We start from the raw sequence: 23,950 nt of genomic DNA on the forward strand, positions 1-23,950 counted from the left end.
AACATATAATGCAGTAGTTGAAGCTAATGTCAACTATGATACTCTAACAAATGCAGTAAGTATTCTTATATCTCAATACCAACCTGTTTACGTGCTTCATCTAATATACGTACTACCTCCAAAGAAAGTTCATTTAATATTGAAGCCTCCTTGGTATTATGATGATGCACCAAATCACGAAATCTTACTATTTCATAACACAAATGATTACTTTTCTCGTTTAACTCAAAACTAGTCTTTTCACCAAGATTTGTTCCCAATGTAAATTTATCATATCCATTTGCCGGAGAATCACTATGAATATATCCTTTATCCCCCTGTATATTAACCGATACTGGGGACTGGCAATCTTTTGCACCAATTGCAACACATTGAAAGGATGAGTATTCCAATGTAAGAATACCAGAAGTATCAATACCTCTCTCTATATTTGCAATATAAGAAATTTTATTAGGTCTTCCAAACAATCCAACAACAAAGTGTATATTATATACATTAATATCCATCAATGCTCCACCTGACTTTTTAGGGTCAAATACAGGGAGAATCTGACCTTCTTTGAATAAATCATATCGTCTTGAATATTGAGAATAGTTTAACTGCACTATCTTAATATCTCCCAATTGACTTAGCAGTTCCTTGGTTTTAATATAGTTTGGTAAATACTGATTGGAAATTGCCTCAAATAGAATCACCTCTTGTTCTTTGGCCAGATCTACTAACTCCTTCGCTTGCTCATAAGTTGAAGCAAAAGGCTTTTCTAGAAGTACATTCTTATGCATTTTAAGAGCTACTTTTGCAAACTGATAGTGTAAATGATTAGGAACTGCAACATATACCGTATCAATATCAGACTCTAACATGTGATGATAGTCTGTAAAAACATGTGTGATACCATGCTCCTTCTTAAGATTATTCATTACTTCCAGATCACTTTCCTGCCCAGCAATAGCCATAACTGTAATGCCATCAACAGAAGATACTCCTTGCAAGAAATACGGTACAATTGTTCCCGCACCAATAATACCTATGTTCATACCTTTTCTCCCTCCTGTACTGATAATAAATAATTTAGTCCCGACATGATAAGTTGGTGATCACTCTCTGAAACCAGTCCAGAAACCGCGATTACTCCCACAACACCCACATTTTTAACTTTGATAGGTACTGCTCCTGGAACTGCTATATATCTGTCATCCTTCCCATACTTATCTTCAAATGTTATATTTTGTTTCTTCAATTTTGCTTCAACAAAAGCAGAACTTTTAGAGAATCTTTTTACAACATTCATTTTTTTCTCAATCCAAAACAAATTATCCATAGAAGACCTGTCATGTGCATATTGATATACAACTAGCCCATTTTTTTCAATACAAACTATGATAGGATGGTCCTTTTCTATTGCAACTTCCGCAATATAATTGCCTAGTATATATGCATCTTTATTTAGAAAATGGGGTAAAACAAATGCTTCTTCTTTTTCAAGTTTATTATAATCTAATGCCTCCAAAGTAACGCCTCCTTTCCTCTATGCCAAGATACTAACACAAGATTATGCGCAAATCCATAATATAAAAAATACAGGCAAAAAAGTTCCATTACCTTTAAAATACATAGCGTATTTTTGAACTTTTTTACCTGTATCACTTAAAATTATATAATTTATTCCTTATTTGAGAAGATAATTGCATATATACAGTTAAGGATATATTGGATTGCAATCTGTGAGTAATAAGTTGATATTTTACCTTGATCGTCTTCCTTATCTGGAAAATCAATTCTAATATCAAATCCTGCTACATTGGATTTAGATGTAATCAATATCTTTTTGCATCCACTTTTGTTTAAAATATTTAAATAACGCTCATCCACTAATATAGAACCAGTATATGATACAAAAAGAGCAACATCATTCTTTTTAACATTCATGGTATGTGCCAATACTTCTCCATACTCATTGGGAAATATCGTTACCTTATCAAGCTTAATCAATTTGTTGGCAAAACCGATGGCGCTTACCATGGAATCACCATACGCATAGATATATATCTTATTTGCCTGTTGGATATATCTTGCTGCTCGTTCCATGTCTTTTTCAGAAATACTTTCATAACAGGTATCGATTGATTCTTTCGACAATTCTGCTATATTTTTCAAAATATTTCGGCTACTTTCTTTTTTATGAATCGGATAATTTATATTAATATTACTTTTTTGTTTTCGGATTCGTTCCAACTCTTTTACAAATTCTATCTTAAATTCCTTGTATCCTGTCAAACCAAGTTTACGACATAAACGAATAATCGATGAATTTGAGGTATATGTCATCATTGCCAAATCAGAAATAGTAAAATTAACCATAAGTTCTTTATTCTCTATAATATAAGCAACAATTGTTTTTTCAACTGATGTTAAGTTATTCATTGATTCTAATTTATCTAATAAAGCCATTGTCATAACCTCCTTCATCTGTTTCAAGATATGATTCATACTAAAGATGTTCTACATTACTCTGATTCTTCAATAGTTCCTTTACTTTCCGCTACTTTATCTCCTATACTAATCTACCAGATCAAAATGCATACAGATACTTTTAAACATTTCTTCAATAGAAGTAGTTCCATCATTCAGAATTGTTATATATCCCATTTCCATTGCTTGTTCTCTTACAGCTTTTGCAAAAAGAATATCTCTATCCATCCACTTCATAAATGCTTTTTCTTTATCACTACAACCTTCAAGTACATATGGAACGAAAGGTCTTTCCCTAAAATGGGAGATTTGAAATTCTGGTGAAGGAGTTATGTTAATATAATGCTTTTGATCAATGTCACGATTCTTCATTATGCACGGAAGAAACGCTGCCCCTTCTGTAATAATTCCATTTTGATATGTAATATTGTTAATATCCTCTATTATAAATTCAAATATTTCTTGATAGAACTGTATTTCTTCCATACTTTGATTCTTTGGATCTCTCATCCATATCTGTTCTGGTGTCATATTTTTAAGTTTCATACAAATTGACTTACCACTAGCTGCTCCCTTTACAGTATATTCATCGATATAATCATCTACCTTGAAATAATGTAAATTAAATTTTTGAGCAATTATTTCTGCCATTGTACTTTTACCGCTGCATGGTGAACCACCAATAAAATATATATTTCTCAACTAATAATCCTCCTAATTTTATTATCTATTAGTTGATAACATCCAAATATCCATAATCACTTTTCCCTTCATCTACTATTTTTTATAAATTATATTACCAACGATCCCATCTGCTTGAATATTATAATCCTCTCCACTTTGTTTTTTTGCAATATAGGCATTATAACATTCATCACACTCATATGGAATCTCATCACACTTTCCATCCATAACTTCCTCACACACGTCAATGATCTCATCTAGTATCACCTTATTAATATCTCTGGGGAAATGAGATAATAAAACACGGTCGTATTCTACTTCTCTTGATTTTATCCTTAATAAGGAATGTCTGTATTCTAATACGCTGGTTGACTCGGGAAGATGTAACCATACATTAGGATTACAGGAATCACCAAATATCATGATACGTAGTTCTTTGATTAAAATCATCACACTTCCTTTGGTATGTCCAGGACAAGCAATAATTTCTAATGATATATCACCAATGTCAAATACATCTCCATCAGATAGTAACTCAAACTTTCTTTTGTATGGGGTTACTATCTCCTCCATAGTTAACTCTTCTATCTGAGGATTTGTTGCATTAACAAACTGTATAATTATATTCTTCATCTCGTTGCATTGACTATTGTTAAACTCCATATCCAAAAGCTTAGCGTCTTCTGCAGTCATGTAAACCTGATTGAAATAAAAACTTCCTGCAGAATGGTCTATGTGAGCGTGAGTTAAAATTACGATGATAGGAAGATCTGTTAAGCTTTCCACATATTCTCGTATGTTCCCAACACCAGCTCCCGTATCAACTAGTGCAGCTTTCTTACTGCCAATAATCAAATAACTTAGCTCATTACCCATACCAATAATTCTGATTAACCCTTTTTCAATTTGCTCATGTTGAAAATATTCCCGACTATTCATAGGTTCCTCCCGATTGCAAACTTTATTTTTTTATTTATGCAAAATATCTATTTCGATACTCTCTCTAACACAACATAACTCATAGTTCGAAATACCTCACAAAATCTTTGAAACCCTTCCCATCCAAGGATATATATATTTGGCATATATGACATTCTCATTTTAGAGTATGCGATACGTTCTAGTCCATTATCAATAGCTGTATGGTTCGTTAAAGCTACATCTACCCTTTTACTCTTTGCTTCCTTCATGAAGTAATCTAATGACTCTAGGTATTGCTTCACTCCATCTTCTGTCCACGGTGGTGTCGAACCACCCCATAAAGCTGCCATATGAATCTCTTCACTCTCTGTTACTGGAAATATATAACTTAAACCTCCTTGTGTATGCCCCGGTGTACTATAAACATATATGACTTTATCACCCAATGTGATGGTATCTCCATCCTGTATATAGTGATCAATATTATAATCCTTCCATGTTTCCGGTCTATCGGGTTTTACTGGGTGTTCACGCCAAACTATATCATCAATCCTAGATAGATAGGTATCTACATGGTATTTCTCTACAAACCACTTTCCGCATCCTGTATGATCCACATGTCCATGCGTTATAATTAGTTTTCTAATGGTATCAGGATTCCATCCTACATCTATAATCGCATTTTCTATTGCTTCAAAAGCCTCTTTGGCAGGCCATATAGCATCTATAACGATTAATCCATCCTTCGTCTTCAGTACAAAACAATTTGTTTCCTTTTGCGCAATTATTAGTAAATCATCAAAAATCATGGCATGGATAAAATATGACATATCCTCCATTCCCATGATAGTTTCCTTTGTAACCACTGGTTTATTTCGTCTATTCATTTCTATGCACTCCTCTGTACAATTTATATTTTATTTTATTGTTGTACAGAGGTTAATGCATTTTTCGGATGTAATTTTAAAAATACTTTCATTATTTCACCTGTCTTTTTTTCAAGTTCTTTTTAAGATATTTCAATATATATCAAGTTGTTTCTGGTCCCTTATATCTTAGTTTTATCATTAGTAGCCGACAAACCAATAATCTGATTGGTATAAATAGGGCAAAATTAAAACCTATAAACAACATTTCTTAAATGTGATGTTAAATATCATGCTTGACTAATCAACACTCCAAGTTCGTAGATTACCCAGTGGTATTTCAAATCCTAGATGCTTATACATTTCAACATCACAATCTGCGCAGCCCACCCACAAGGAAGAAATACTATTTTGTTTGCAATAGTCGAATATATAAGTAGTCATTTTCTTCGCCAAACCCTTCTTACGGTATTCAGGTATTATGTAGAAATCCTCAAAGACACCGCTGTAGCTACAGCTAAAAGTTGAAAAGGTTCTTGTGACAGAGCACATAGCTACGGCTGTATCTTCTATCTTTGCAACAAAGAAAACAATATCTTCGAGTGAGATTGCCACTGACAAAGATTCAAGCTGCACAGCGGTTAGCTTATCCTCATGAATTGAATTCTTATAGTTGTCAATGAGTGGCTTAATTATATCAATATTATCTTTTAATTGTTCAATTATCATTTTTTCTCCTTTACAAATAACTAAGCTACCTAATTCTAGATTCTTAAATTAGATATCCTAAAAAACTAAACCAATTATATATAACCGTCTACAACAACGGACTAACCTCTCCCTCACAGAACAAGTCTAGACTATGAAGTGCCCTTGTACATGCAATGTATAATAGATTTTTATCATCTTGACTATGATAATTCGTTGCGTCGGCATCACATAGTAAAACTGCATCGAATTCCAACCCTTTTGACATATAAACTGGTATGATAAACACGCCTTCTAAATCAGCAGTACTTTCATTCTTTATTAATTCTAGACTAATGCTATCTTTTAGGGCCTCATACAAGGCCTTAGCATTTTTTTCACTTTTACAGATTAATCCTATTGATCTGTACCCGAACTCTTGGCAAGACTGAATCTTATTAATAATCATCTCCTTAAGTGATAACTGATTAGGAGCTACGTAGACCTTTGGTTCCTCTCCTTTTCGGTTGAAACTCTTTATATCAGGGCTTTGATTGATGAATTTCAAGCTATAATTTAGAATTTCATTTGTGCAACGAAAACTTTTATCCATAACAACTAGGGAGGATTTTTTCTTCGCTAATATTTTTTGAATTTGCTCGTAAAGGGTTATATCTTCTTTCTTTTCAAGGGTTTGGTTCATATCTCCCAATATTGTATATTTTGAATTAGTAAATATTAAATGGAAGATCTCATATTGGAGTGGATAATAATCTTGTGCTTCGTCAATTACTACTTGTTTGATGTGTTTATATTCATTGGTTCCGTATATTTTTATACTGAGATAAGCTAAAACGATTGCATCATCATAATGTAAATAATTCGATTTTAAATTATCATTTGTATACTCCATAATTTCCTTTATGTTATGCGGAAGCTTATTATCTTTTGCTAAACTAGATAAATATTCTGCATCAGTAAATAACTTTTTATAAAGTTCTAATACATTAATCTCGGTGAATTTCTGAATATCTTGTTTTATCATAGCCTTTTCTGATTTACTGATTGTAGTTTTCTTTGATTCATTTATTTGTTCAAAGATATATTCCTCTAACTGCTTTAATCTAAGACTTAGAAGAGTGTCTTTTCTTCCTGTAATTTTCTCTTTTAATAACTCTTTTTTGACAATACACTCATCATTAACATAGACATCCACAAACTGGATCCATCTCTCAGGTATATCAGCTATAAATTGATCGAGTATATCTATAAATTGAAACGATGTTTTATATTCAATACTACTTTTCATCATGTTACGGTAACTCGGATTTATAATTAAATTTTCTAAAAATTGATTTCTGGACTCTATGGATTCCTTTTTTAATATCTTCTTAACCATATCTTCAAATACCACCGAGACAACATTCTCTTCACCAAGCTCTGGTAATACATTTGAGATGTATTGTTCAAATAATGTGTTAGGTGATATAATAATGATATTATTGGCTGATAGTTTTGATGAGAGACCTTGATACATAAGATATGCAGCTCTATGAAGAGCAATCGAGGTTTTACCACTTCCTGCTACTCCTTGCACCATCATTAGATCATTTTCCATATCTCTTATGACGATATCTTGTTCTTTCTGAATGGTTTCTACGATTGTCTTCATCTTCGTCGATGTATTCTGGGATAATAATTTTCTTAAGAACTCATCTACTATCTGCACATCTGCATCAAAAAAATATTCTAAGGTACTGTTGTTAATCTCATACTGACGTTTCAGATTCACTTCTCCCGTAATACGACCACTTGGTGCATCATAATAGGCTTGCCCTGTTACAAAACGGTAGAAGACACTTGCTATGGGTGATCTCCAGTCATAGACATCCATTTCATAAGTATTGTTCTTGACTAAAGAAGATCGTCCAATATATATAGGTTCAAAGCTATCCTCCCCATCAAATCGAAAGTCAATTCGAGCATAATAGGGGGACTTTATGATATTCTGAAGTACCGCGATTTTGTTTTCTACCTCTTCATAATCTGCGATTTTTTCTGTAACGGGGTTCGCATATTGGTTTAATTCTGCAAGGGCTTCAAAGGCGTCGGACGACCAAAGATTAGCTATCGAGTGAGACGTATTCTCACGTAACTCTTTTTTAGCCGTAAGAATTGCTTCTTTATTAACTTCATTCTTCTGTCTTGCTTGATCCAGTTGCTTTTTCGCTATAGACATTGTTTTTTCTAACCTGTTTTGTTCGAACATTACCTCTGTTTGATTATATTCCATTACGAAAATCACTCCTTATTTAGAATCGGCAGGATTATTACTCCAAAACCGGTAACTAAACTCTAGCAGAATTCTGGCCTGGATAACAGTCTTGTTGTTAAGGAGTATTTATGATATAATTAAGATGTAAAGAAAGGTGATTGTACGGATGTATAATTACCTTTTTTGTGGTAGTGCGCCTAGCGGCGCACGTTTCTAATGGGTGAAAGTCCCTAATCCGCCCTAGTAGTGGGAAGGATACAGCCAAAACCAAGGGTGTCCATCGTGAGGTGGAATCCGAAGGAAGGTGGAGGCAAATCTCTGGTCTGACGAATAGAAATCACATCAGGCTACAGTTAAGGATAAGGTTGCTACTCAAACCGAAGTCCTATAACTACTCGGAATTAACTGTGGTAAATGTGGCAGATGGATGGAGAGAAAGAAACGTGTGGTACCTAGGGAGGTCTCGTCAGCAGATGGAAACAGAGTATGAAATCTGTAGTAACAACGAATGGCGAGAAGTCAGCAGAGGTCATAGTACTACTGTGGTTGCAAACATAGTAGGAAGGACTGAACTTTAGGAGATGTGAGTAAATGAATGTAACCAAAGATGGATTTAAGAACAGACAACTTCATAGAGAGGACTATCTGCAAACGGTATCTGCGGAACAGAAAGAGTATGCAGAAGTGTTTGCCCATCAAAGGATTGCTGAAAACAACGACATCATCACAGATTTTCAGACGGACAATCTAATGGAACAGATTTTACACAAAGATAACCTTAACAAGGCTTTCAAGAAAGTGAAATCAAACAAAGGAGCAGGCGGTATTGATGGAATGAGCGTGGATGAACTTCTAGGCTTTCTGAGAGATAACCAAAGGCAACTTATCCAACAGATAAAAGATGGAAAATACAAACCAACCCCAGTCCGTAGGGTGGAAATACCCAAAGAAACAAAAGGCGAGTTTAGAAAACTGGGAGTACCAACAGTAGTTGACAGAGTATTTCAACAAGCGATTACACAGGTACTTTCTCCAATCTTCGAGAAACAGTTTTCTGGAAACAGTTTTGGTTTTCGACCAAACAGGGGTGCACACGATGCACTGAAACAATGCCAAACGAATGTCAACGATGGCTATGTATATGTGGTAGATATGGATTTGGAAAAGTTCTTTGACACAGTGTGTCAAAGCAAACTCATAGAAGTTCTATCACGAACTGTCAAGGATGGGAGAGTAATATCGCTTATCCACAAATATCTTAATGCTGGTGTTATTAGCAAAGGGATGTTCGAAAAGACAGAAGTTGGTATGCCACAAGGCGGACCATTGAGTCCTCTTCTAAGTAACATAATGCTGAACGAGTTGGATAAGGAACTGGAAAACAGAGGACATAGGTTTGTTCGCTATGCAGATGATTGTATGATTTTCTGCAAAAGTAAGAAAAGTGCAGAAAGAACCTTGAACAACATAGTGTCATACATTGAGGGAAAACTATTCCTAAAAGTAAATCACTCAAAGACGTGTGTGGCACATATAAGCAAAGTCAAATACCTTGGATATAGCTTCTATAGATACAAGGGAAAATGCAGATTTCGAATACACCCAAAATCAGTAGTTAAGATGAAGAATAAAATCAGAGAGCTTACTGACAGACATAATGGATGGGGAAATGAATATCGAGCACTGAAATTGACACAGTTTATTAGAGGGTGGATAAACTACTTTGGATTAGCAGATATGAATAAAATGCTAGTGGAGATAGATAAATGGTTACGCCATAGAATAAGAGCAATCTATTGGAAACAATGGAAGAAGACAAAAACGAAATATCGAAAACTAAAGGAACTAGGTATGAACGAAGCCTTTATAAAATGGCACGCAAATATGCGCCAAGGAATATGGAACTGTAGCAACAATAGAATGGTACAGTTTGCCTTGAATAATGAAAAACTCAGAGAATGGGGTTATCCCACATTCTCTGAGTTTTACTTGAAAATATGTGAAAACTAAAGAACCGCCGTATACCGAACGGTACGTACGGTGGTGTGGGAGGTCGGTAGATAAATTAATTATCTACCTCCTACCCGATTTAAGTTCATCATATCTTTAAATAATTTTATTAAGATATATCAGTCTATTATATAAAGTATATTTTCTAAATTTTATGTATTTATATTAAGTTATATTGTTCAATACATAATGAATGATAGATATCTTCCAATAGTATATCTGCTTTAACATTATCATTGCATTCAATTAATTTTCCTTATATATTATTTTAGTAACCCATAATCCTGATGCTATTGAATATATATCATCTATCCTATCAAAGTAAGTTAAAGTATGAGGAAATGACATCAACATATTTCGTAATGTCACTTTCATCTCCTACTTCCATTACCTTCATATCAAGCCTTTTGACATCATTAAGTATGTATTTGCCAAATGCTAAATCATCACTCATATAATTATGTAATGCCTGTTCAGGATTTGAACATTCTTTAATTCTTTCGAACATTTCATTTCTATTCATTTGATGTTTTTTATAAAACATTTCATTTGCTACTAACCATACCGCATGGTCATCATCTGTTATCTGATCTCTAATAAGTTTTGGAAGCAAGTTGATACCTTCTACCAGAATAGGCTTACCATCATCCAGCTTATCTAAATCTTCTAAAATCATTTCAAATTCTTCACAGAATACATCTACATTCCACTTTAGATATTCTTTTACTTTCATGCTAAGTATATCATTGAAACTTACTTTTTTATTTAAATTTGGATGTTTTTGGGCATCAGATTGATCGATATGTTTCCCTAAATAATCATCACAATGATAAACTGTAAAACCATATTTAGCTGCGAGTATATTTGAAATTGATGTCTTTCCTGCGCAAGTTGATCCACCAATCCAATAAATTAATGATGTCTTTTTCATTGTTTGCACTTGTCTCCTCTATATTCATTTTTCCTATAAATGTTATTGACGTGAATTGTCAAATGTAAATCCTACCTCATTTTTATCCAGTGAACTAAATGTATTATATTTTCCGTTTGTATACTCAGCAACAACCTTGCACCAAAACCTCTGAGCTGGCAAATTATTAGTCCACTGAGATATCTCCCATCCTCCTGGAAACATGTCAAAAATTTTCATTGAAACTTCTTTACCTACTCCCATTTTTCGATATTTTTTCATTACAAAAAACTCCGCTATATTGTGAGGGTTTGGTAAATCATTATGTTCACAACAAGACCGCACCAAAACCAATCCAGCAAGTTTACAATCAACTCTGATAAAGAAAGGATATCTTCCTTCCTCATTCCAATAATCATCAATACGTGGATAGCCAAAGTATCCATATTCATTTATATCATCCTCAGAAAACTCCGAGAAGTCATAATTGTATAGTTCCATCATTTGAATGAAGACAGATTTTTGTTCAATCAATATAGGCTCAATATTAATGTTCATAAATATCCCCCTGGTTCTAATTTCTAATTTGTATCCCACTGTTGTTTATTCATAATGTTCATTTCAAAGTTACCTATGTAATAATGAATATAATGGGAAATATGTATTAATTCGTAATTTCTAAAGAAATGATGATAATTCTTATTTCGCCTGAAAAGTTAAGATTTTTAGGTACGGTGTATTAATAAGTTTTTTTATGTCTTGAAAGCTAATCACGAACTCTTCATCATGATTTTGAGCATTAAAAAAGAACGATACTCCTTTTGACTTTGTTATATACCAGCAAATGTTTTCGTTTATTATCCCATTTAGTACTTCTTTATTGGTATACAGACCATTATAGTTCAATACATCTATTAGCTTATAAGTGCCCTTTTCGGGCTTTGAGTAGGTATCTCTATCAAAGATGACATTTCCTTTATAGTTAAGTATGGACTCATCTAATTTTATTAGATCATTTAATTTCAAAACTTTTAACCTATCCAGGTCAATAGTATATGAATATCCCCAAGTATTTGGATGTGCTGCACCTTTACTATATGCATATACAGCGTATCTAATGCTCAATAAATGATTATTAGAAAAGCTTGAATGACAATTAAACTCTAATGTTTGATCTTTCGTGTTTGAAATCGTCTTCAAAATATCACTAACTTTTAGATTTTTTTCATCCCAAAAATTGAACCAATCCGTAATGTATTCAAAAACTTCATGCTCAAGAAGATAATTAATTTCTTTTTGCTTTTTAGAGTTTGATAACCCTCTGATTTGAGGAAACTCTACAATAATTGAATTTCTTTTATAATACTTAATATATACTTGGTAATCTGCTTTTCCACTTGCGTATGCATTCGTCAGAAAACATTGTAGCATTATAAATATAAACACAATCCCAAATAAGATAGTACGTTTTTTCAATGTGATACTCCCTCAACATATAATATAAATTTTCAGCTTCGCAATTGGTAACAATTTCGAACTTTTATCTTCTAATGAATGCTTGATCTGTTGCGTAACCTTTGTGCCAATATGCTTTTTGAAACAAATATCCTATTTCCAAAATTTCTTTTTCTCTCCAGTTCTGCATTATCAAACCACATTGACCAATCATTTCGTTTGTTTCTTTTAAAACAACAGCCCAAAGTCCAAAACCATACTCTTCATATCTTTTAAGATGTCTGTTAAGCCAATTTTGTGCTTCTTCTAAGCTGAATGCACTTTCATAAGAAGTACGCATTACTTCCTCATCACACAATATTTTGCACAATGCATCATAATCGGACTGCACCATTTCTCTAATTATAAGACGTTTTGTTTCTATCAAAAATCTCCGACATTTCGATTATATAAATAACCTTTCAAAAATTCCTTTGCTTATTATTAAATAACTCACTTCATATTTCCTCCTTAAATTAGAAGTTATCAATGCGAGTAAAAACCTAATAGCAGGTGGTTTATTAAAAGACTGCTATACAAATCAGATTACTATTTATTTCGGACTCTAATGTGAGATAAAATAGAATATTTAACAACTAATTCTTATCTTCAATCTAACCTTTTTAAAACAGTAACCACCCCAGTATAACCATCTAGTTCAATCTCATCACCTGTCTTCAGTATATCCATAGCATTATTTGTCTTATAAATTGCTGGAATATTCATTTCTCGAGCGATAATTCCTGGATGATCATAAGGAGAACCCCAATTGAATATTAATCCTTTCACTTTACTTAGTAATGGTAATATGTCACCACAGTGGCTATGTGGTAAAACAAGGATACTATCCTCTTCAAGAACTTCGGGCATTCCCACATATACTTTTCCTCGTACACGCTTTTTTAAGCCAGAAACGCCTTTGACTGCTTCTACTTTTGATGAATCACTGCAGTCAGAATGTATATTATTGGACATATCATACTCCGGTAACAATTGACCTATCATTTCAGGAGCTAAAAGCTTCTTCTGTTTCATATATTGTTCTTTTCTATCATTAATTACTGTTTTATCGAAAGTTCTGTCTTTCAAAACCATTTTAATTTCGTCTATATACATGTAATAAATATCATCAGTATTCTGTAATAACCCTTCTGAGCATAAAAGTTGTCCAATCGCTACAGTAGCCAATCTTATGTATCCGCGATACATTCGTTCCATATAGTAGTTGTGATTATCATTTGTGATAAATGACTTCTCAGCCAGTATAAGTTTCTTTTTAAACACAGTATATTCATCAGAAGTAAGTCTATCTTTAACTATCATTTCTATTTTATTTTTGCTTTGTAATGTATTTTTTTGAGTTTCAAAAAATATAGTCTCATCAATAAATAATAAGCTACGAACTTGTCCGATAGCATAATCCGGTCTCTCTAGTACAACTTTAGTAAATTTTAGATACTCAATTGATAATTCTAAAAACTCAAGTGCTGTTTCATATGTTAGTTTCATGCCTACAAAGGGATTCAAAGATTGAATCAATAATAGTATTTCAGGTAAAAACAAAAGTAGTATTTTTAGTACTTTTGTTTAACTTATGATAGTATAACATTAAATGCTCTTCCATTTCAGGAGAGAAACTGCCTTTCAAAATCTTTTCTTTTATTTCTGGTCCAAATGCAAAATAATCCTGATGTAAATAATGTATATTATTATACACCAAATATTCCATAAAAAACTCAAAGGATAAGGCAAATCCCTGTGGAACTAATATTCCCGCATTCAATAATTCGCCGAGATTCGCTGCCTTGCTACCATAAAAAGGTATATCTGCTTTTGATAATTTTTCTAATTGTTTAATCAATATTTCATCCTCCGTTAGATAAATTAAGTTTTAAATGATATTAAACATATCTGATAAATCTAGTATAAGAGATCTAGTATAAGAGATTTTCTTAGATTACTAGTTGATATTTTGCAATTCTATCAAATTCTTTAAAAATTTATATGCTATTTGCATGGCAGAATCAGAAACATATTTTATATTATCTTTTATTCCATTATGAGTAGTTTCAACAAATGTTGGTGGGTTTAATCCGATTATTGATAAAGGGTCTCTACCGTCAATTTCACAATCTATTATAGTCAATATTGATGAGATATCTTCTTCTGGAACAATTCCTATTGATAAATTTGGAATATTTTCGTTTTCAAAACTTCTATCATCAGATCCAGGTGTTCTCTTAATTAACTGTAAAGGATGCTGTTCTAATGTTTTCTTAGTAATAAATTCAAAAACTTTCTTAGATAAATTCATTTCTGGACCAAGTATAATTGTATCACCGAATCCACATGTATCCATATTAATAACACCCAAAATATTTTCTTTTCCTATATGTTCAATATACTGTTCACTTCCTCTGTCTTCATATTCTTCCCTGTCAAAAAATACAATATCATAGCAATTTTTCAACGTTATTTTTTGCATAAACTGCGCTAATTTTATTAATATAGCAACGCCAGAAGCATTGTCATTCGAAGCTGTACTTCCATCTAAATTATCATAATGTGCCGATAGTACAAACCTTTTATCACTGTTTTTTCGATTAATTGGGACAATAATATTGTTTACCCAATGGTTTCCATACTTATTATGATATACTTCATATGGTAATTGACTTTCTTCTAATAATTTTAATATATTTCTAAATCTTTCTTCTTTATTACTCATTGCTATACGTTCAACATAATTCATCATAATTATAAACTCCTATTAATCATTTTAGTTGGCTGTTTTAAACAATTGCGTATTACCTATCTTCTAATACATACATGATTTAATAAATATATTGGAAGTTACTGTAACTCGTTAACTTGGACTTTGTTCGTTCTTGTATAATAAGCTGCCATCAAATCAATCAGTGATCGTAATTCCGTCATTCTCAAGTCGTGTTAGTATTTTCTTGAATTTAGTTATATTCGCCACACCTATACATTGATGATTAAATTTAACTACTAATCCATTTTTCTTCGCGTCTAGTGCCGTCGCTGCAACACAATAGTTTCCATCCACCCCGACTAATTCTACTTCGTTTATATTTTTTTCCTGCAAATACTGAAGTAACTTAGGATTAGAAAAAGAGTTTGCTCTATTTTTAATAAAAACCGGTGAAGCTTCTACAATATTTAGCCCTTTAACAAGTTCTGGTTTGTATCCCCTTCTTTGATAAAAAAACCGGTTAACGATATAGATAACTAGGTTTCCTTCCTTAGTAAATTCAGAAATTCTCTGATTAATACGTGGAAGTAATATATCAGATTTATACGGAAATCGCTTTTTATTTCTTATATCCCCAATATAATCCTCCTGCATATCTATCACCAATAATGCTTTCATCTAATAATTCTCCTTTGTTTTTAATTGTCAGTAATCATTCAACTTTTGACTTTCCTATACATTCAAAACTCATAAATACATGCTTTTTATCGACGTTGATATACTTCAATTCCAAATGTCTCTATGTACTAAGCTTTGCTTCATAAAAAAATGGGAAGTTGGATTAATTCTAAATTTCTAAATAATGCGAGTTATACGAACTGCAGATTATGCTTAATAGCTACTTTTAATAGGCTTGAAATTCTGTACATTTAAAAGATTCATCAAAATCAATCTCTAATATTCCACAAAATGGTATATTGGGTTCAAAAGAAAATCGTCGTATAACAATGCCATGTGTCACAACAATGATTTTTTTATAATTGCTATACTTTAAAAGAGCTTTTTTAGCACGTCTAAAGTGTATTTCTGCCTTATCATCCACATATGTTTCACTATTATTTTCTGGCTTCAAAATATAATATGCTGTCTTTTATGTAAGTTTGTATCTTAGTAAAACCTGCTGTTTTAAAAAAAATGCTTAATTCTTTTGAACTGTAAACTCTGACATCTCCATTATGAGTGAATGGGAATACGGCCATATTGGCAATCCACCGTATAAGGGGAGGAAAATATGGTTCAGCCATGTATATAACACCATCATTTTTCAAAATCCTCATACATTCATCTGCAAATCCTTGAGGCTGTTCAAAATGATGAAATGCACAGGACACAGTTATTACATTTATGCTCATGTTATCAAAGTTGAGTGGAAAACAAGGCTGTGCTAAAAATGTACTATCGGGATAACGTTTCTTTGCAACTGCAATCATGTTTTCTGAAATATCAACACCAATAGCATTTACTTTTGCTTTTTTAGAAAGTTCTGCAAGCAGATAACCATTGCCACATGCAACGTCCAAGATAGTATCTCCATTTTTAACAAGGACTTTTTTTATCAGCTCAGCTTTATGAGCTCTTGTATAACTCCCCTCTGGCGATGAATTATATTCTAAAGCCATCTTGTTATATGTTATTCGAGATTGCTCCGTCTTTTTTTCCATGTCCTTTTCACCTCGTTCTAATTCAATTTGTCACAACATAACAGAATCTATAAATTAATTCACAATTGTTACAACAGCGAATCACTATAATTATAAACAAAGTAATTTATTAAATAAATGAATAGCATTATATTTCTTCCTATTATATCTGTTACGACGCGAATCATTATTTTTCAATTTTTATTCTCATACCGTTCCCATTATATCCAAAGGGTACGGCTTCAAATCCGCAACTTTCATAAAATTTTTCCATACCTTTTATCGATATCAAGTTAATGGTACTATATTCTCCAGCAATTGTATTTTCTTTTATCTCATCTATTATAGAATTTACAAGCTTTTTTCCTATTCCTTTTTTCTGATATTTTGAATTTACCACTACATCAACTAAAAGATATGACATGCCATCTCCAATTGCTCTAGCCATTCCAACTGCACAATTATCATATATAGCTTTTTTTACAATAGTGCTATTTTTTATAGCTTTTTCTACAATGATTGGATTTTTAGGTTCCCATCCAACTTGTTTTCTTAGATTATTGTATTCATCAACATTTAAACTATCTCTTATCTCAATTCCTATTTCATTCATAAAATCACCTTGATAAATTAAACTTTTCTGTATCATTTTCTATTTTAGTAACTTTCATAAATATAATGAGCCATCACAGCTTTCCAAAAAATCAGATTCTATCTCTTTGTATAAGTTACATAAGCATAAGGAATATCTCCATCGATTATGTCCATCAAATTCTTTAGGTAACAATCGATATTACTGTTCCCATACCATTACATATTCTTTTTCTCCTGTATTTTCATCCATCTTTTCACATTGAACATTGAAATTTGAGCTCTTGTAGAATCTTACTGCTCGTATATTTTTTTGATATACACTCAAGGTTAATTGCTTTTTGATGGTCTTAACAAAGTCTAGCAACTGTTTACCAATACCACAAGATTGTGCATCACTCCATACAAAAATACCCTCGATATAATTATCACTCATTCCTATAAAACCTTGTATTTTACCTTTGTTTTCATCTTCATAAACATATACTTCTGCTTTTGGAAATATCTCTTTCACTCTTTCAAAATTATCTTCCCAGTATTTTGAGGAAATAAAATTGTGGGCTTTCATATTGGTATTCAGCCAAATTTCCGCTATTCTATCTATATCTGTTTCTTGTAATTTTCTAATCACAACATATCTCCTTAAAAATTCAAATTTCTCTGTTGCTTTTTTTAGCTTGTTTATATATAATTTCTGAATTCATCATAAATATAATGTGAAGTTAAATATACGTCAATAAAGTTCTTCATGCAACTCGTGATACCATTCTTCTGCTTCTCGCATTCTATTTTCAATATCATTCAGTGATTTCACTTGCATTAATTTTTCCAACCGCTCAACTATCGCGCATGGCATATGCATTGATATATGTAGTAAATAATGGTATGGATATAGTGGGGTATACTTTAATCTCAATAACATAACAAGTGGCTCTATAACATACTTATTGTAATATGCATAACATTCTGCGAAAGCTCCTCTGTTAATATATTTTCTTACTCGAATATGCTGACTATATCTGTAATCACATTCCTTTTTACAGTTTTCTTTATTATTGATGATTTCCTGATCATCTGCTTCTTCGAATCGTACAACATCGTCTTTATCGAATATGACAGATGCTCCTTCTACGATATCATTCTTAATGTAATGATATTCTTTTCTATCTCTTGAGTGGAGCTGCCAATTAAAATCCAATACCAAATACGGGCTTGAATCCTTTATATGATATACAATCTGTCCAAGCTTTGGATTACCATTTCCATTTTCGTCTCTTCCATCTATTTCACCTAAATTTCTTAACGCTATTTCAACATGTTCCAAAGCATCTTTTTGATGATCATCATCAACATCGATCCAGTAGTCGATATCTGAATACTCATCAGCATAGCCCATAGCAAACGAACCCTCTATCCAAAATGCATATATGTAATTAAGCGGTTCTAACTCATTTTTCAGTGTTTCTGTGATATCTTTTTCTGTTATCATTATTATTCCTCCGATAGATTTCTGACTGTCTATGTAATAAAAAATATAGTGTGAAGTGAGTTTTAGTTCGCTATTTCTAAAAATTATGAACTAATTAAGTTAGGATAATGCTTTTTTTACGAATGCTTTATATATTTCTTCAACTGCCCATATTTGATGAGGTAAAAATAGTTTTTCTTTTACTTCATCCATAGTTAGCCAAACAAGATGATGGTCGGGTTCAGTAGGATTAGCTATAACTTTATCGATTTCCATATAATAAAAATAACCTATTCCATGAAAAAAAGTATTAGTTTGCTCAATGAAATGAAAATAATCACCCTTACAAACAAAGTTTAGTGGCATAACTTTAAGCCCTGCTTCTTCCAAACATTCTCGTTCTATACATCTGCTATGTGTTTCATCATTTTCAATTCCTCCACCAAGTAAAAAATATCCTTCCTTACCGTTGTAAAGATGCGTCATTGCTACTGGTATTTTACCATTTTTATCAAATCCAACACCATATGCCCCAACACGTTCAGTATATTTTTTAGATGGTTCTTTTTGTCCAAATGTCTTTTCTAACATATTAATATCCTCTTTCCCCATGTTATATAATAAACCCTGATTTGAAATCCTAACAATTACGAACTTTTCATCTTCTAATGGATGCTTTATCCTAATTAATATTATAGAAAGTTCAGTTTCTTTAATCTTGAGTTTGAATAGTTAATAAATTCCAGACAATTCATCCTTGTTTGGCTTTCTTACATGAGAAAGCATTCTACTCTCACCAATCACCTATTATACAAAGTTACATTTTGCTTGCAATAAACTAATATGATAGCACCACCTTCATAAGTTTCATCGTCAAACTGAACCGGGTCATCTTCCCAGAAACACACTCACAAATATCGTAGGTGCCTTTTGGTTTTCATCAAAAGTTAATTCACTACATGGACACTAGTATTTCATCTACTCATTCCCTTAGCTTAATACTATCTACAAACTTTTATCCTCTTCAACTCTTCCCATTTATTAAAAATATTTTGATTGCTAGTGTTTTGTTATTTTTCCAAATCTTTCTTAAAGTATATCACATTGCATGGTCTTTGGGTAGTTATGGCATACGGGTATTCTGTGTGATTTATCAGCATACCATTGATAATATAACTAATCTTCTCATAATGCAGATTAATACCTCCTGTTTAGTTATACTTTCTGCTATCTTTCTATAGAAGTATTCGTAGAAGACTGGATTTCTAGATATGCCACTTTCCTTAAAATTCTCTACCATCTTACCGTGAGAAAATAAAAGACACCATACAATATAGGGTTACCTCGCTTAGAAATCTAGTCATTTCCCTTACTTTCAGAAGAAAAACGTATATGTCACAATACTGAAAAACGGCTATCAAAAGATAACCGCATTTATACTATAATACAGATTATATTAGTTACTAATTACAATCTTTTTTGCTATTTCCAAACATTCCTCATAACTTTTTAAAAAAACATCTTCGCCAAATCTTTTTGAAAAAATATGCTTTATTTTATTTGCCAAAAGTTCAGTATTTCTAGTTTCATTTGATAGATTAACAATAAGATTTACTTCTATTTCATATTCATCCTTTGGTGAATATGGAAATAAATCTATAGGGTCCCAATTATTTATAATATCATTTACTTTTCCTTTCATTAAATTACACCCGTTTACTTTCCATAAAGTTGATTAACTATGTTTGTCATATTCTCGTCAAAGTATGCTGGCGAATATGTTGTTACCAGTTTGCCCTCTTAAGTAACAACTGCTGCACCTTCTTTAATTAATCTTAATAATTAATTTTAAATAAGGATATCCATCATTTTTTGAACCCTGGCTCCATGAACTATACTTTTTAACATTATGTTTTTGGACCCAACTATTTAATTTCTTTTTTAATACATTTGATTTCATCAGTTTTTTACTCATTACAGTACCCAATTTATTCGGAGTATCATTATACATTGGATTTATCATCCTCGTGCACCCCATCAAATAATAACAGTAGGAAGGTGTATTGTTATCCCCTAACGTTCCTCTTCCAACAATTCCACCGACTAAGAATTTACCTGATATCATCCCAGTATTATAAGAATTTGAACTTCTGGCATAACTTTCACCAGCAATACCTCCGACATTACAGGAACCTTTTCCACCAACAACCCCTATATTATAACAATTATCAAGTTTAGCTATAACATTTGGATTCTGATCATTTATAATAGCAAGTGCTCCAAAAAAACCAACGATGCCACCTATATCACTACTATTATAAGTTACGACATCTCCTTGATTCGCACAATTGTAGATGTGTGCTTTTAAGGTATTCCCAATTATTCCACCTATAAACTCACTATCTTTAGCAACATTGATATTTCCTTTGTTACTACAGTTATAGGATGTTCCATTAAACTCTCCAGCTATTCCTCCAATATCATCACACGATTTTCCGCACGTAATTTTACCACTATTACAGTTATTATATATTTTATTTGATACACTATAATTAAAATCTCCTGGGCCTCCACAAATACCACCGATATCTTGGCATTTATCGTCAATCTTTAAGGTTCCAGAGTTTTTACACATATAAATACTGCCTGATCCAATTGTTCCAGAAACACCTCCGATGTATACACACTTATTACCACAATTTATTGCTCCTTTATTTTCACTATTTAATACATTACCGTCAGCAGTATCACCAATAATACCGCCGATTACACTACAATTGGATTTCATAGTTATTTTATTATAATTTATACAGTTTTTTATTGTACCATCGTTGTTATTTACACCAACAATACCACCAATGCTTGATGCCTTAACACATGAAATATTTCCTCTGTTTATACAATTTTTTACTACACCCAATTTGCTATTTTTAAATTTCATAGTCTTATCACTGATAGAATCAACACCATTCATTCCAACTATACCTCCAATAGCAAATCCTTTACTTTTCGTTGATATTTTTGCTTTATTATAGCAATTATCAATTGTCCCAGTATTACTGCCTGCTATTCCACCACCCCTGCAAGAATTGCCAGTAATAATTGTACCTTCATTGTAACAGTTTTTAACTATTCCACACTTATTTAATATCGTGATACCTGATACAGAACAGTGTTCTCCTATTAACTGCCCTGAGAAGTGACAATTTTGAATAACACCATACCATAAAAAATCAACGATACCATAGGCGTCATTATTTTTTGAACCAATTATGAAACTTTTCTCAACACCTAAGTTCATAATAGATGCATTATAGATATTTTTGAATAATCCATGTTTATAATTTTTTCCTACTTTTTGAACTTTATTATATAATCCATAAATTACAAAACCATTACCATCAAAAACACCACTAAACCTTGTTTTTCCACCAATAGATATCCATGTATTCTTTGGTTCAATTTTATCCCATTCCTTCCAGTTATTTGTATAATTTAAATAAATATTATTTGTTAATATATAGTGAGCACATGCATAATTTGAAACATTATCATTTATATATTTTGCTGCAAGCGCTAATTGGGAGCCATTTGAAATCTCATATGGATTATTATCACTTCCATCGCCTTTCGCAAAACTGGTTGCTATACTACCATCCCAAACATTTTTTTCAGCGTTTACATTTTTATATAACATTAACTTAAAATTACTAGTCAAGAATATAATTAACAAAATGCTCATTGTTAACTTAAATATTCGATTGATTAATCGATTTTCTCGAATATATATATTTAGGTGATATTTACTATTACTACTTTTTATATTTTTGAATCTCACTTTACTTCTCCTCATTTGTCGAATAGTCACGTAAAAATATAATATTTCATTAATATATAGTTTTACAACTATATATTAACTCTCTATAATGTATACTTATTTTAGCGAATTTCTCTTTATCATAAATATAATAGAAAGTTACAACATCTTAATTAATTAGAAGTAGTTTAATCAGTTATTTTCTAAATAAATGATTTCTTTTCCTTTTTCTTTAGCATATTCTATTTCTTTTTTTACACTTTCGCCAATATACCCATTAACATTTACAACAAAAATTGCATCTGATAAATCGATTTTTATTCTATGTAATTCACCTAATATATCTTTTTCAGATTCTGTCAAATTCCTATCCATAACATGTGGTATAATTCCTATTACCACATATTCATTTTCTAATTCCAGTCGTTCAGACATTTCTTGTATTTTATTCCAAAACCTTACTGAGCCACATAATGTGACAACTTTTCTCTTCTCCATTATTACTCCTATTTTAAAAAAATAAATTCAATTTCTCAGTTAATATATTATTAGCCATCATAAATATTATTTATAGTAAATACGTTTCTATGTATTTTGCAACACCATCTTCATCGTTTGACACGGTTATATAATCTGCGATATCTTTTACCTGTGAAACTGCATTTCCCATGGCCACACCTATTCCGCTTGCTTTCAGCATAGGAATATCTGCTAAATTATCTCCAAATGATATGGTTTCTTCTTTTTTAATACCCAAATAATGAATCAACGATTCAAGTGCTATTCCTTTATCTGCATGTTTATTTGTAATTGTAGCCATATCATTAGACTTTTGATATTGCATTTCGTTAGTTATGTACTTTGAAAAATCAATATTCTCATACTCATTGAAAAATAAACGTATTCGTTGAAAGTTATGTTGAGGTATTGAATATAAGTTGTATTCTAATATTTCTTGTGTAATATAACTTATTATTGTATTATTCTTATAACAATATGGTTCAAAATAGGCGCAGATACCAATACCAGGAGCAATCTCAGTCACCTTATTGATGTAGTTAATTGCATTTTCATATTTAATTACATTTTCCTTAATTAATTTATTATCAGCATAGATTATTGCTCCATTATAGTTAGCAATACAATCACATGGAAGTCCTTGAAGAAATGTTTTCATTTTACGTGGTGAACGCACTGTAATATATCCTATTTTCATTCCTTTTTGACTACATTTTAGAATAGCCTGTTTATTTCTTTCTGAAACCACTTCTTTAGAATTCAACAAAGTATCATCCAAATCAAAAATTACAAGTTTCATACAGAATACTCCTTTCTCTGT

At 31.8% G+C, this 23,950-nt stretch carries 26 protein-coding genes; 1 reads left to right on the forward strand and 25 read right to left on the reverse strand.

Annotated elements, in window-relative coordinates; genetic code table 11:
• Positions 1–65: 65 nt before the first annotated feature.
• The 8 genes from bsdtb5_RS10820 to bsdtb5_RS10855 form a co-directional block, all read right to left on the reverse strand.
• Positions 66–1,037 carry a Gfo/Idh/MocA family protein gene (locus bsdtb5_RS10820; protein ID WP_271711996.1) on the reverse strand — a complete coding sequence of 324 codons (972 nt, stop codon included), beginning with the start codon at positions 1,035–1,037 and terminating at the stop codon, positions 66–68.
• Complete coding sequence (locus bsdtb5_RS10825) at positions 1,034–1,510, reverse strand: heme-binding protein (RefSeq protein WP_271711997.1); 477 nt, start codon at positions 1,508–1,510, stop codon at positions 1,034–1,036. The genes bsdtb5_RS10820 and bsdtb5_RS10825 overlap by 4 nt, the downstream gene beginning before the upstream one ends.
• Before the next feature lie 152 nt (positions 1,511–1,662).
• The gene (locus bsdtb5_RS10830) at positions 1,663–2,451 is read right to left on the reverse strand and encodes a MurR/RpiR family transcriptional regulator (RefSeq protein WP_271711998.1); all 789 of its coding nucleotides are present in this window, start codon (positions 2,449–2,451) and stop codon (positions 1,663–1,665) included.
• A 108-nt stretch (positions 2,452–2,559) separates the two neighbouring features.
• Positions 2,560–3,174 carry a nucleoside/nucleotide kinase family protein gene (locus tag bsdtb5_RS10835; RefSeq protein WP_271711999.1) on the reverse strand — a complete coding sequence of 205 codons (615 nt, stop codon included), beginning with the start codon at positions 3,172–3,174 and terminating at the stop codon, positions 2,560–2,562.
• A gap of 75 nt (positions 3,175–3,249) precedes the next feature.
• Positions 3,250–4,095, reverse strand: coding sequence for an MBL fold metallo-hydrolase (locus bsdtb5_RS10840; protein WP_271712000.1), 846 nt, complete (start codon positions 4,093–4,095; stop codon positions 3,250–3,252).
• 47 nt (positions 4,096–4,142) lie between these two features.
• Positions 4,143–4,964, reverse strand: coding sequence for an MBL fold metallo-hydrolase (locus bsdtb5_RS10845; protein ID WP_271712001.1), 822 nt, complete (start codon positions 4,962–4,964; stop codon positions 4,143–4,145).
• Between the two features lie 279 nt (positions 4,965–5,243).
• The gene (locus bsdtb5_RS10850; protein WP_271712002.1) at positions 5,244–5,672 is read right to left on the reverse strand and encodes a GNAT family N-acetyltransferase; all 429 of its coding nucleotides are present in this window, start codon (positions 5,670–5,672) and stop codon (positions 5,244–5,246) included.
• 88 nt (positions 5,673–5,760) lie between these two features.
• Positions 5,761–7,923, reverse strand: coding sequence for a HelD family protein (locus tag bsdtb5_RS10855; RefSeq protein ID WP_271712003.1), 2,163 nt, complete (start codon positions 7,921–7,923; stop codon positions 5,761–5,763).
• 573 nt (positions 7,924–8,496) lie between these two features.
• Here bsdtb5_RS10855 and ltrA point away from each other — a divergent pair.
• The gene (ltrA, locus tag bsdtb5_RS10860; RefSeq protein WP_271712004.1) at positions 8,497–9,915 is read left to right on the forward strand and encodes a group II intron reverse transcriptase/maturase; all 1,419 of its coding nucleotides are present in this window, start codon (positions 8,497–8,499) and stop codon (positions 9,913–9,915) included.
• A 316-nt stretch (positions 9,916–10,231) separates the two neighbouring features.
• On the opposite strand, the gene bsdtb5_RS10865 is transcribed toward ltrA, so the two are convergent.
• The 17 genes from bsdtb5_RS10865 to bsdtb5_RS10945 form a co-directional block, all read right to left on the reverse strand.
• On the reverse strand, positions 10,232–10,846 hold the full coding sequence (locus tag bsdtb5_RS10865) for a hypothetical protein (RefSeq protein ID WP_271712005.1): 615 nt from the start codon (positions 10,844–10,846) through the stop codon (positions 10,232–10,234).
• Between the two features lie 42 nt (positions 10,847–10,888).
• Positions 10,889–11,383 (reverse strand): GNAT family N-acetyltransferase, encoded by a 495-nt coding sequence (locus tag bsdtb5_RS10870; protein ID WP_271712006.1) that lies wholly within the window; start codon positions 11,381–11,383, stop codon positions 10,889–10,891.
• A 141-nt stretch (positions 11,384–11,524) separates the two neighbouring features.
• Complete coding sequence (locus tag bsdtb5_RS10875; RefSeq protein WP_271712007.1) at positions 11,525–12,301, reverse strand: hypothetical protein; 777 nt, start codon at positions 12,299–12,301, stop codon at positions 11,525–11,527.
• A gap of 64 nt (positions 12,302–12,365) precedes the next feature.
• Positions 12,366–12,707, reverse strand: coding sequence for a GNAT family N-acetyltransferase (locus bsdtb5_RS10880; protein ID WP_271712008.1), 342 nt, complete (start codon positions 12,705–12,707; stop codon positions 12,366–12,368).
• Positions 12,708–12,928: 221 nt separating this feature from the next.
• A complete protein-coding gene (locus bsdtb5_RS10885) occupies positions 12,929–13,828 on the reverse strand; it encodes a PEP-utilizing enzyme (RefSeq protein WP_271712009.1) in 900 nt (299 codons plus the stop codon).
• Positions 13,829–13,868: 40 nt separating this feature from the next.
• Positions 13,869–14,180, reverse strand: a complete 312-nt coding sequence (locus bsdtb5_RS10890) for a PEP/pyruvate-binding domain-containing protein (RefSeq protein WP_271712010.1) — start codon at positions 14,178–14,180, stop codon at positions 13,869–13,871.
• Between the two features lie 99 nt (positions 14,181–14,279).
• A complete protein-coding gene (locus bsdtb5_RS10895) occupies positions 14,280–15,074 on the reverse strand; it encodes a M28 family peptidase (RefSeq protein WP_271712011.1) in 795 nt (264 codons plus the stop codon).
• Positions 15,075–15,230: 156 nt separating this feature from the next.
• Positions 15,231–15,713: a cysteine hydrolase family protein gene (locus bsdtb5_RS10900; RefSeq protein ID WP_271712012.1), complete on the reverse strand. Its 483-nt coding sequence runs from the start codon at positions 15,711–15,713 to the stop codon at positions 15,231–15,233.
• A 437-nt stretch (positions 15,714–16,150) separates the two neighbouring features.
• Positions 16,151–16,756: a class I SAM-dependent methyltransferase gene (locus bsdtb5_RS10905; RefSeq protein WP_271712013.1), complete on the reverse strand. Its 606-nt coding sequence runs from the start codon at positions 16,754–16,756 to the stop codon at positions 16,151–16,153.
• 166 nt (positions 16,757–16,922) lie between these two features.
• Positions 16,923–17,348: a GNAT family N-acetyltransferase gene (locus tag bsdtb5_RS10910; RefSeq protein ID WP_271712014.1), complete on the reverse strand. Its 426-nt coding sequence runs from the start codon at positions 17,346–17,348 to the stop codon at positions 16,923–16,925.
• A gap of 180 nt (positions 17,349–17,528) precedes the next feature.
• Positions 17,529–17,957 carry a GNAT family N-acetyltransferase gene (locus tag bsdtb5_RS10915; RefSeq protein WP_271712015.1) on the reverse strand — a complete coding sequence of 143 codons (429 nt, stop codon included), beginning with the start codon at positions 17,955–17,957 and terminating at the stop codon, positions 17,529–17,531.
• Between the two features lie 102 nt (positions 17,958–18,059).
• Positions 18,060–18,815, reverse strand: a complete 756-nt coding sequence (locus bsdtb5_RS10920) for a nucleotidyltransferase domain-containing protein (protein WP_271712016.1) — start codon at positions 18,813–18,815, stop codon at positions 18,060–18,062.
• 99 nt (positions 18,816–18,914) lie between these two features.
• Entirely contained in the window at positions 18,915–19,385 is a 471-nt protein-coding gene (locus tag bsdtb5_RS10925; RefSeq protein ID WP_271712017.1) for an NUDIX domain-containing protein, read from the reverse strand.
• Between the two features lie 865 nt (positions 19,386–20,250).
• Positions 20,251–20,496, reverse strand: coding sequence for a DUF1871 family protein (locus bsdtb5_RS10930; RefSeq protein WP_271712018.1), 246 nt, complete (start codon positions 20,494–20,496; stop codon positions 20,251–20,253).
• Between the two features lie 123 nt (positions 20,497–20,619).
• The gene (locus tag bsdtb5_RS10935) at positions 20,620–22,632 is read right to left on the reverse strand and encodes a hypothetical protein (RefSeq protein ID WP_271712019.1); all 2,013 of its coding nucleotides are present in this window, start codon (positions 22,630–22,632) and stop codon (positions 20,620–20,622) included.
• 171 nt (positions 22,633–22,803) lie between these two features.
• Complete coding sequence (locus tag bsdtb5_RS10940) at positions 22,804–23,109, reverse strand: hypothetical protein (RefSeq protein ID WP_271712020.1); 306 nt, start codon at positions 23,107–23,109, stop codon at positions 22,804–22,806.
• A gap of 70 nt (positions 23,110–23,179) precedes the next feature.
• The gene (locus bsdtb5_RS10945; RefSeq protein WP_271712021.1) at positions 23,180–23,929 is read right to left on the reverse strand and encodes a Cof-type HAD-IIB family hydrolase; all 750 of its coding nucleotides are present in this window, start codon (positions 23,927–23,929) and stop codon (positions 23,180–23,182) included.
• Between the last annotated feature and the right edge of the window lie 21 nt (positions 23,930–23,950).

Origin of the sequence: Anaeromicropila herbilytica (genome assembly GCF_016591975.1) — a bacterium.
Lineage (GTDB): Bacteria > Bacillota > Clostridia > Lachnospirales > Lachnospiraceae > Anaeromicropila > Anaeromicropila herbilytica.

Excerpts from the sequence above, each read along its gene's own strand:
- bsdtb5_RS10820 (WP_271711996.1), bottom strand. The coding sequence starts at position 1,037 with ATGAACATAGGTATTATTGGTGCGGGAACAATTGTACCGTATTTCTTG.
- bsdtb5_RS10830 (WP_271711998.1), bottom strand. The coding sequence starts at position 2,451 with ATGGCTTTATTAGATAAATTAGAATCAATGAATAACTTAACATCAGTT.
- bsdtb5_RS10840 (WP_271712000.1), bottom strand. The coding sequence starts at position 4,095 with ATGAATAGTCGGGAATATTTTCAACATGAGCAAATTGAAAAAGGGTTA.
- bsdtb5_RS10845 (WP_271712001.1), bottom strand. The coding sequence starts at position 4,964 with ATGAATAGACGAAATAAACCAGTGGTTACAAAGGAAACTATCATGGGA.
- bsdtb5_RS10850 (WP_271712002.1), bottom strand. The coding sequence starts at position 5,672 with ATGATAATTGAACAATTAAAAGATAATATTGATATAATTAAGCCACTC.
- bsdtb5_RS10855 (WP_271712003.1), bottom strand. The coding sequence starts at position 7,923 with ATGGAATATAATCAAACAGAGGTAATGTTCGAACAAAACAGGTTAGAA.
- ltrA (WP_271712004.1), top strand. The coding sequence starts at position 8,497 with ATGAATGTAACCAAAGATGGATTTAAGAACAGACAACTTCATAGAGAG.
- bsdtb5_RS10865 (WP_271712005.1), bottom strand. The coding sequence starts at position 10,846 with ATGAAAAAGACATCATTAATTTATTGGATTGGTGGATCAACTTGCGCA.
- bsdtb5_RS10870 (WP_271712006.1), bottom strand. The coding sequence starts at position 11,383 with ATGAACATTAATATTGAGCCTATATTGATTGAACAAAAATCTGTCTTC.
- bsdtb5_RS10885 (WP_271712009.1), bottom strand. The coding sequence starts at position 13,828 with ATGAAACTAACATATGAAACAGCACTTGAGTTTTTAGAATTATCAATT.
- bsdtb5_RS10895 (WP_271712011.1), bottom strand. The coding sequence starts at position 15,074 with ATGATGAATTATGTTGAACGTATAGCAATGAGTAATAAAGAAGAAAGA.
- bsdtb5_RS10900 (WP_271712012.1), bottom strand. The coding sequence starts at position 15,713 with ATGAAAGCATTATTGGTGATAGATATGCAGGAGGATTATATTGGGGAT.
- bsdtb5_RS10905 (WP_271712013.1), bottom strand. The coding sequence starts at position 16,756 with ATGGAAAAAAAGACGGAGCAATCTCGAATAACATATAACAAGATGGCT.
- bsdtb5_RS10910 (WP_271712014.1), bottom strand. The coding sequence starts at position 17,348 with ATGAATGAAATAGGAATTGAGATAAGAGATAGTTTAAATGTTGATGAA.
- bsdtb5_RS10920 (WP_271712016.1), bottom strand. The coding sequence starts at position 18,815 with ATGATAACAGAAAAAGATATCACAGAAACACTGAAAAATGAGTTAGAA.
- bsdtb5_RS10925 (WP_271712017.1), bottom strand. The coding sequence starts at position 19,385 with ATGTTAGAAAAGACATTTGGACAAAAAGAACCATCTAAAAAATATACT.
- bsdtb5_RS10930 (WP_271712018.1), bottom strand. The coding sequence starts at position 20,496 with ATGAAAGGAAAAGTAAATGATATTATAAATAATTGGGACCCTATAGAT.
- bsdtb5_RS10940 (WP_271712020.1), bottom strand. The coding sequence starts at position 23,109 with ATGGAGAAGAGAAAAGTTGTCACATTATGTGGCTCAGTAAGGTTTTGG.
- bsdtb5_RS10945 (WP_271712021.1), bottom strand. The coding sequence starts at position 23,929 with ATGAAACTTGTAATTTTTGATTTGGATGATACTTTGTTGAATTCTAAA.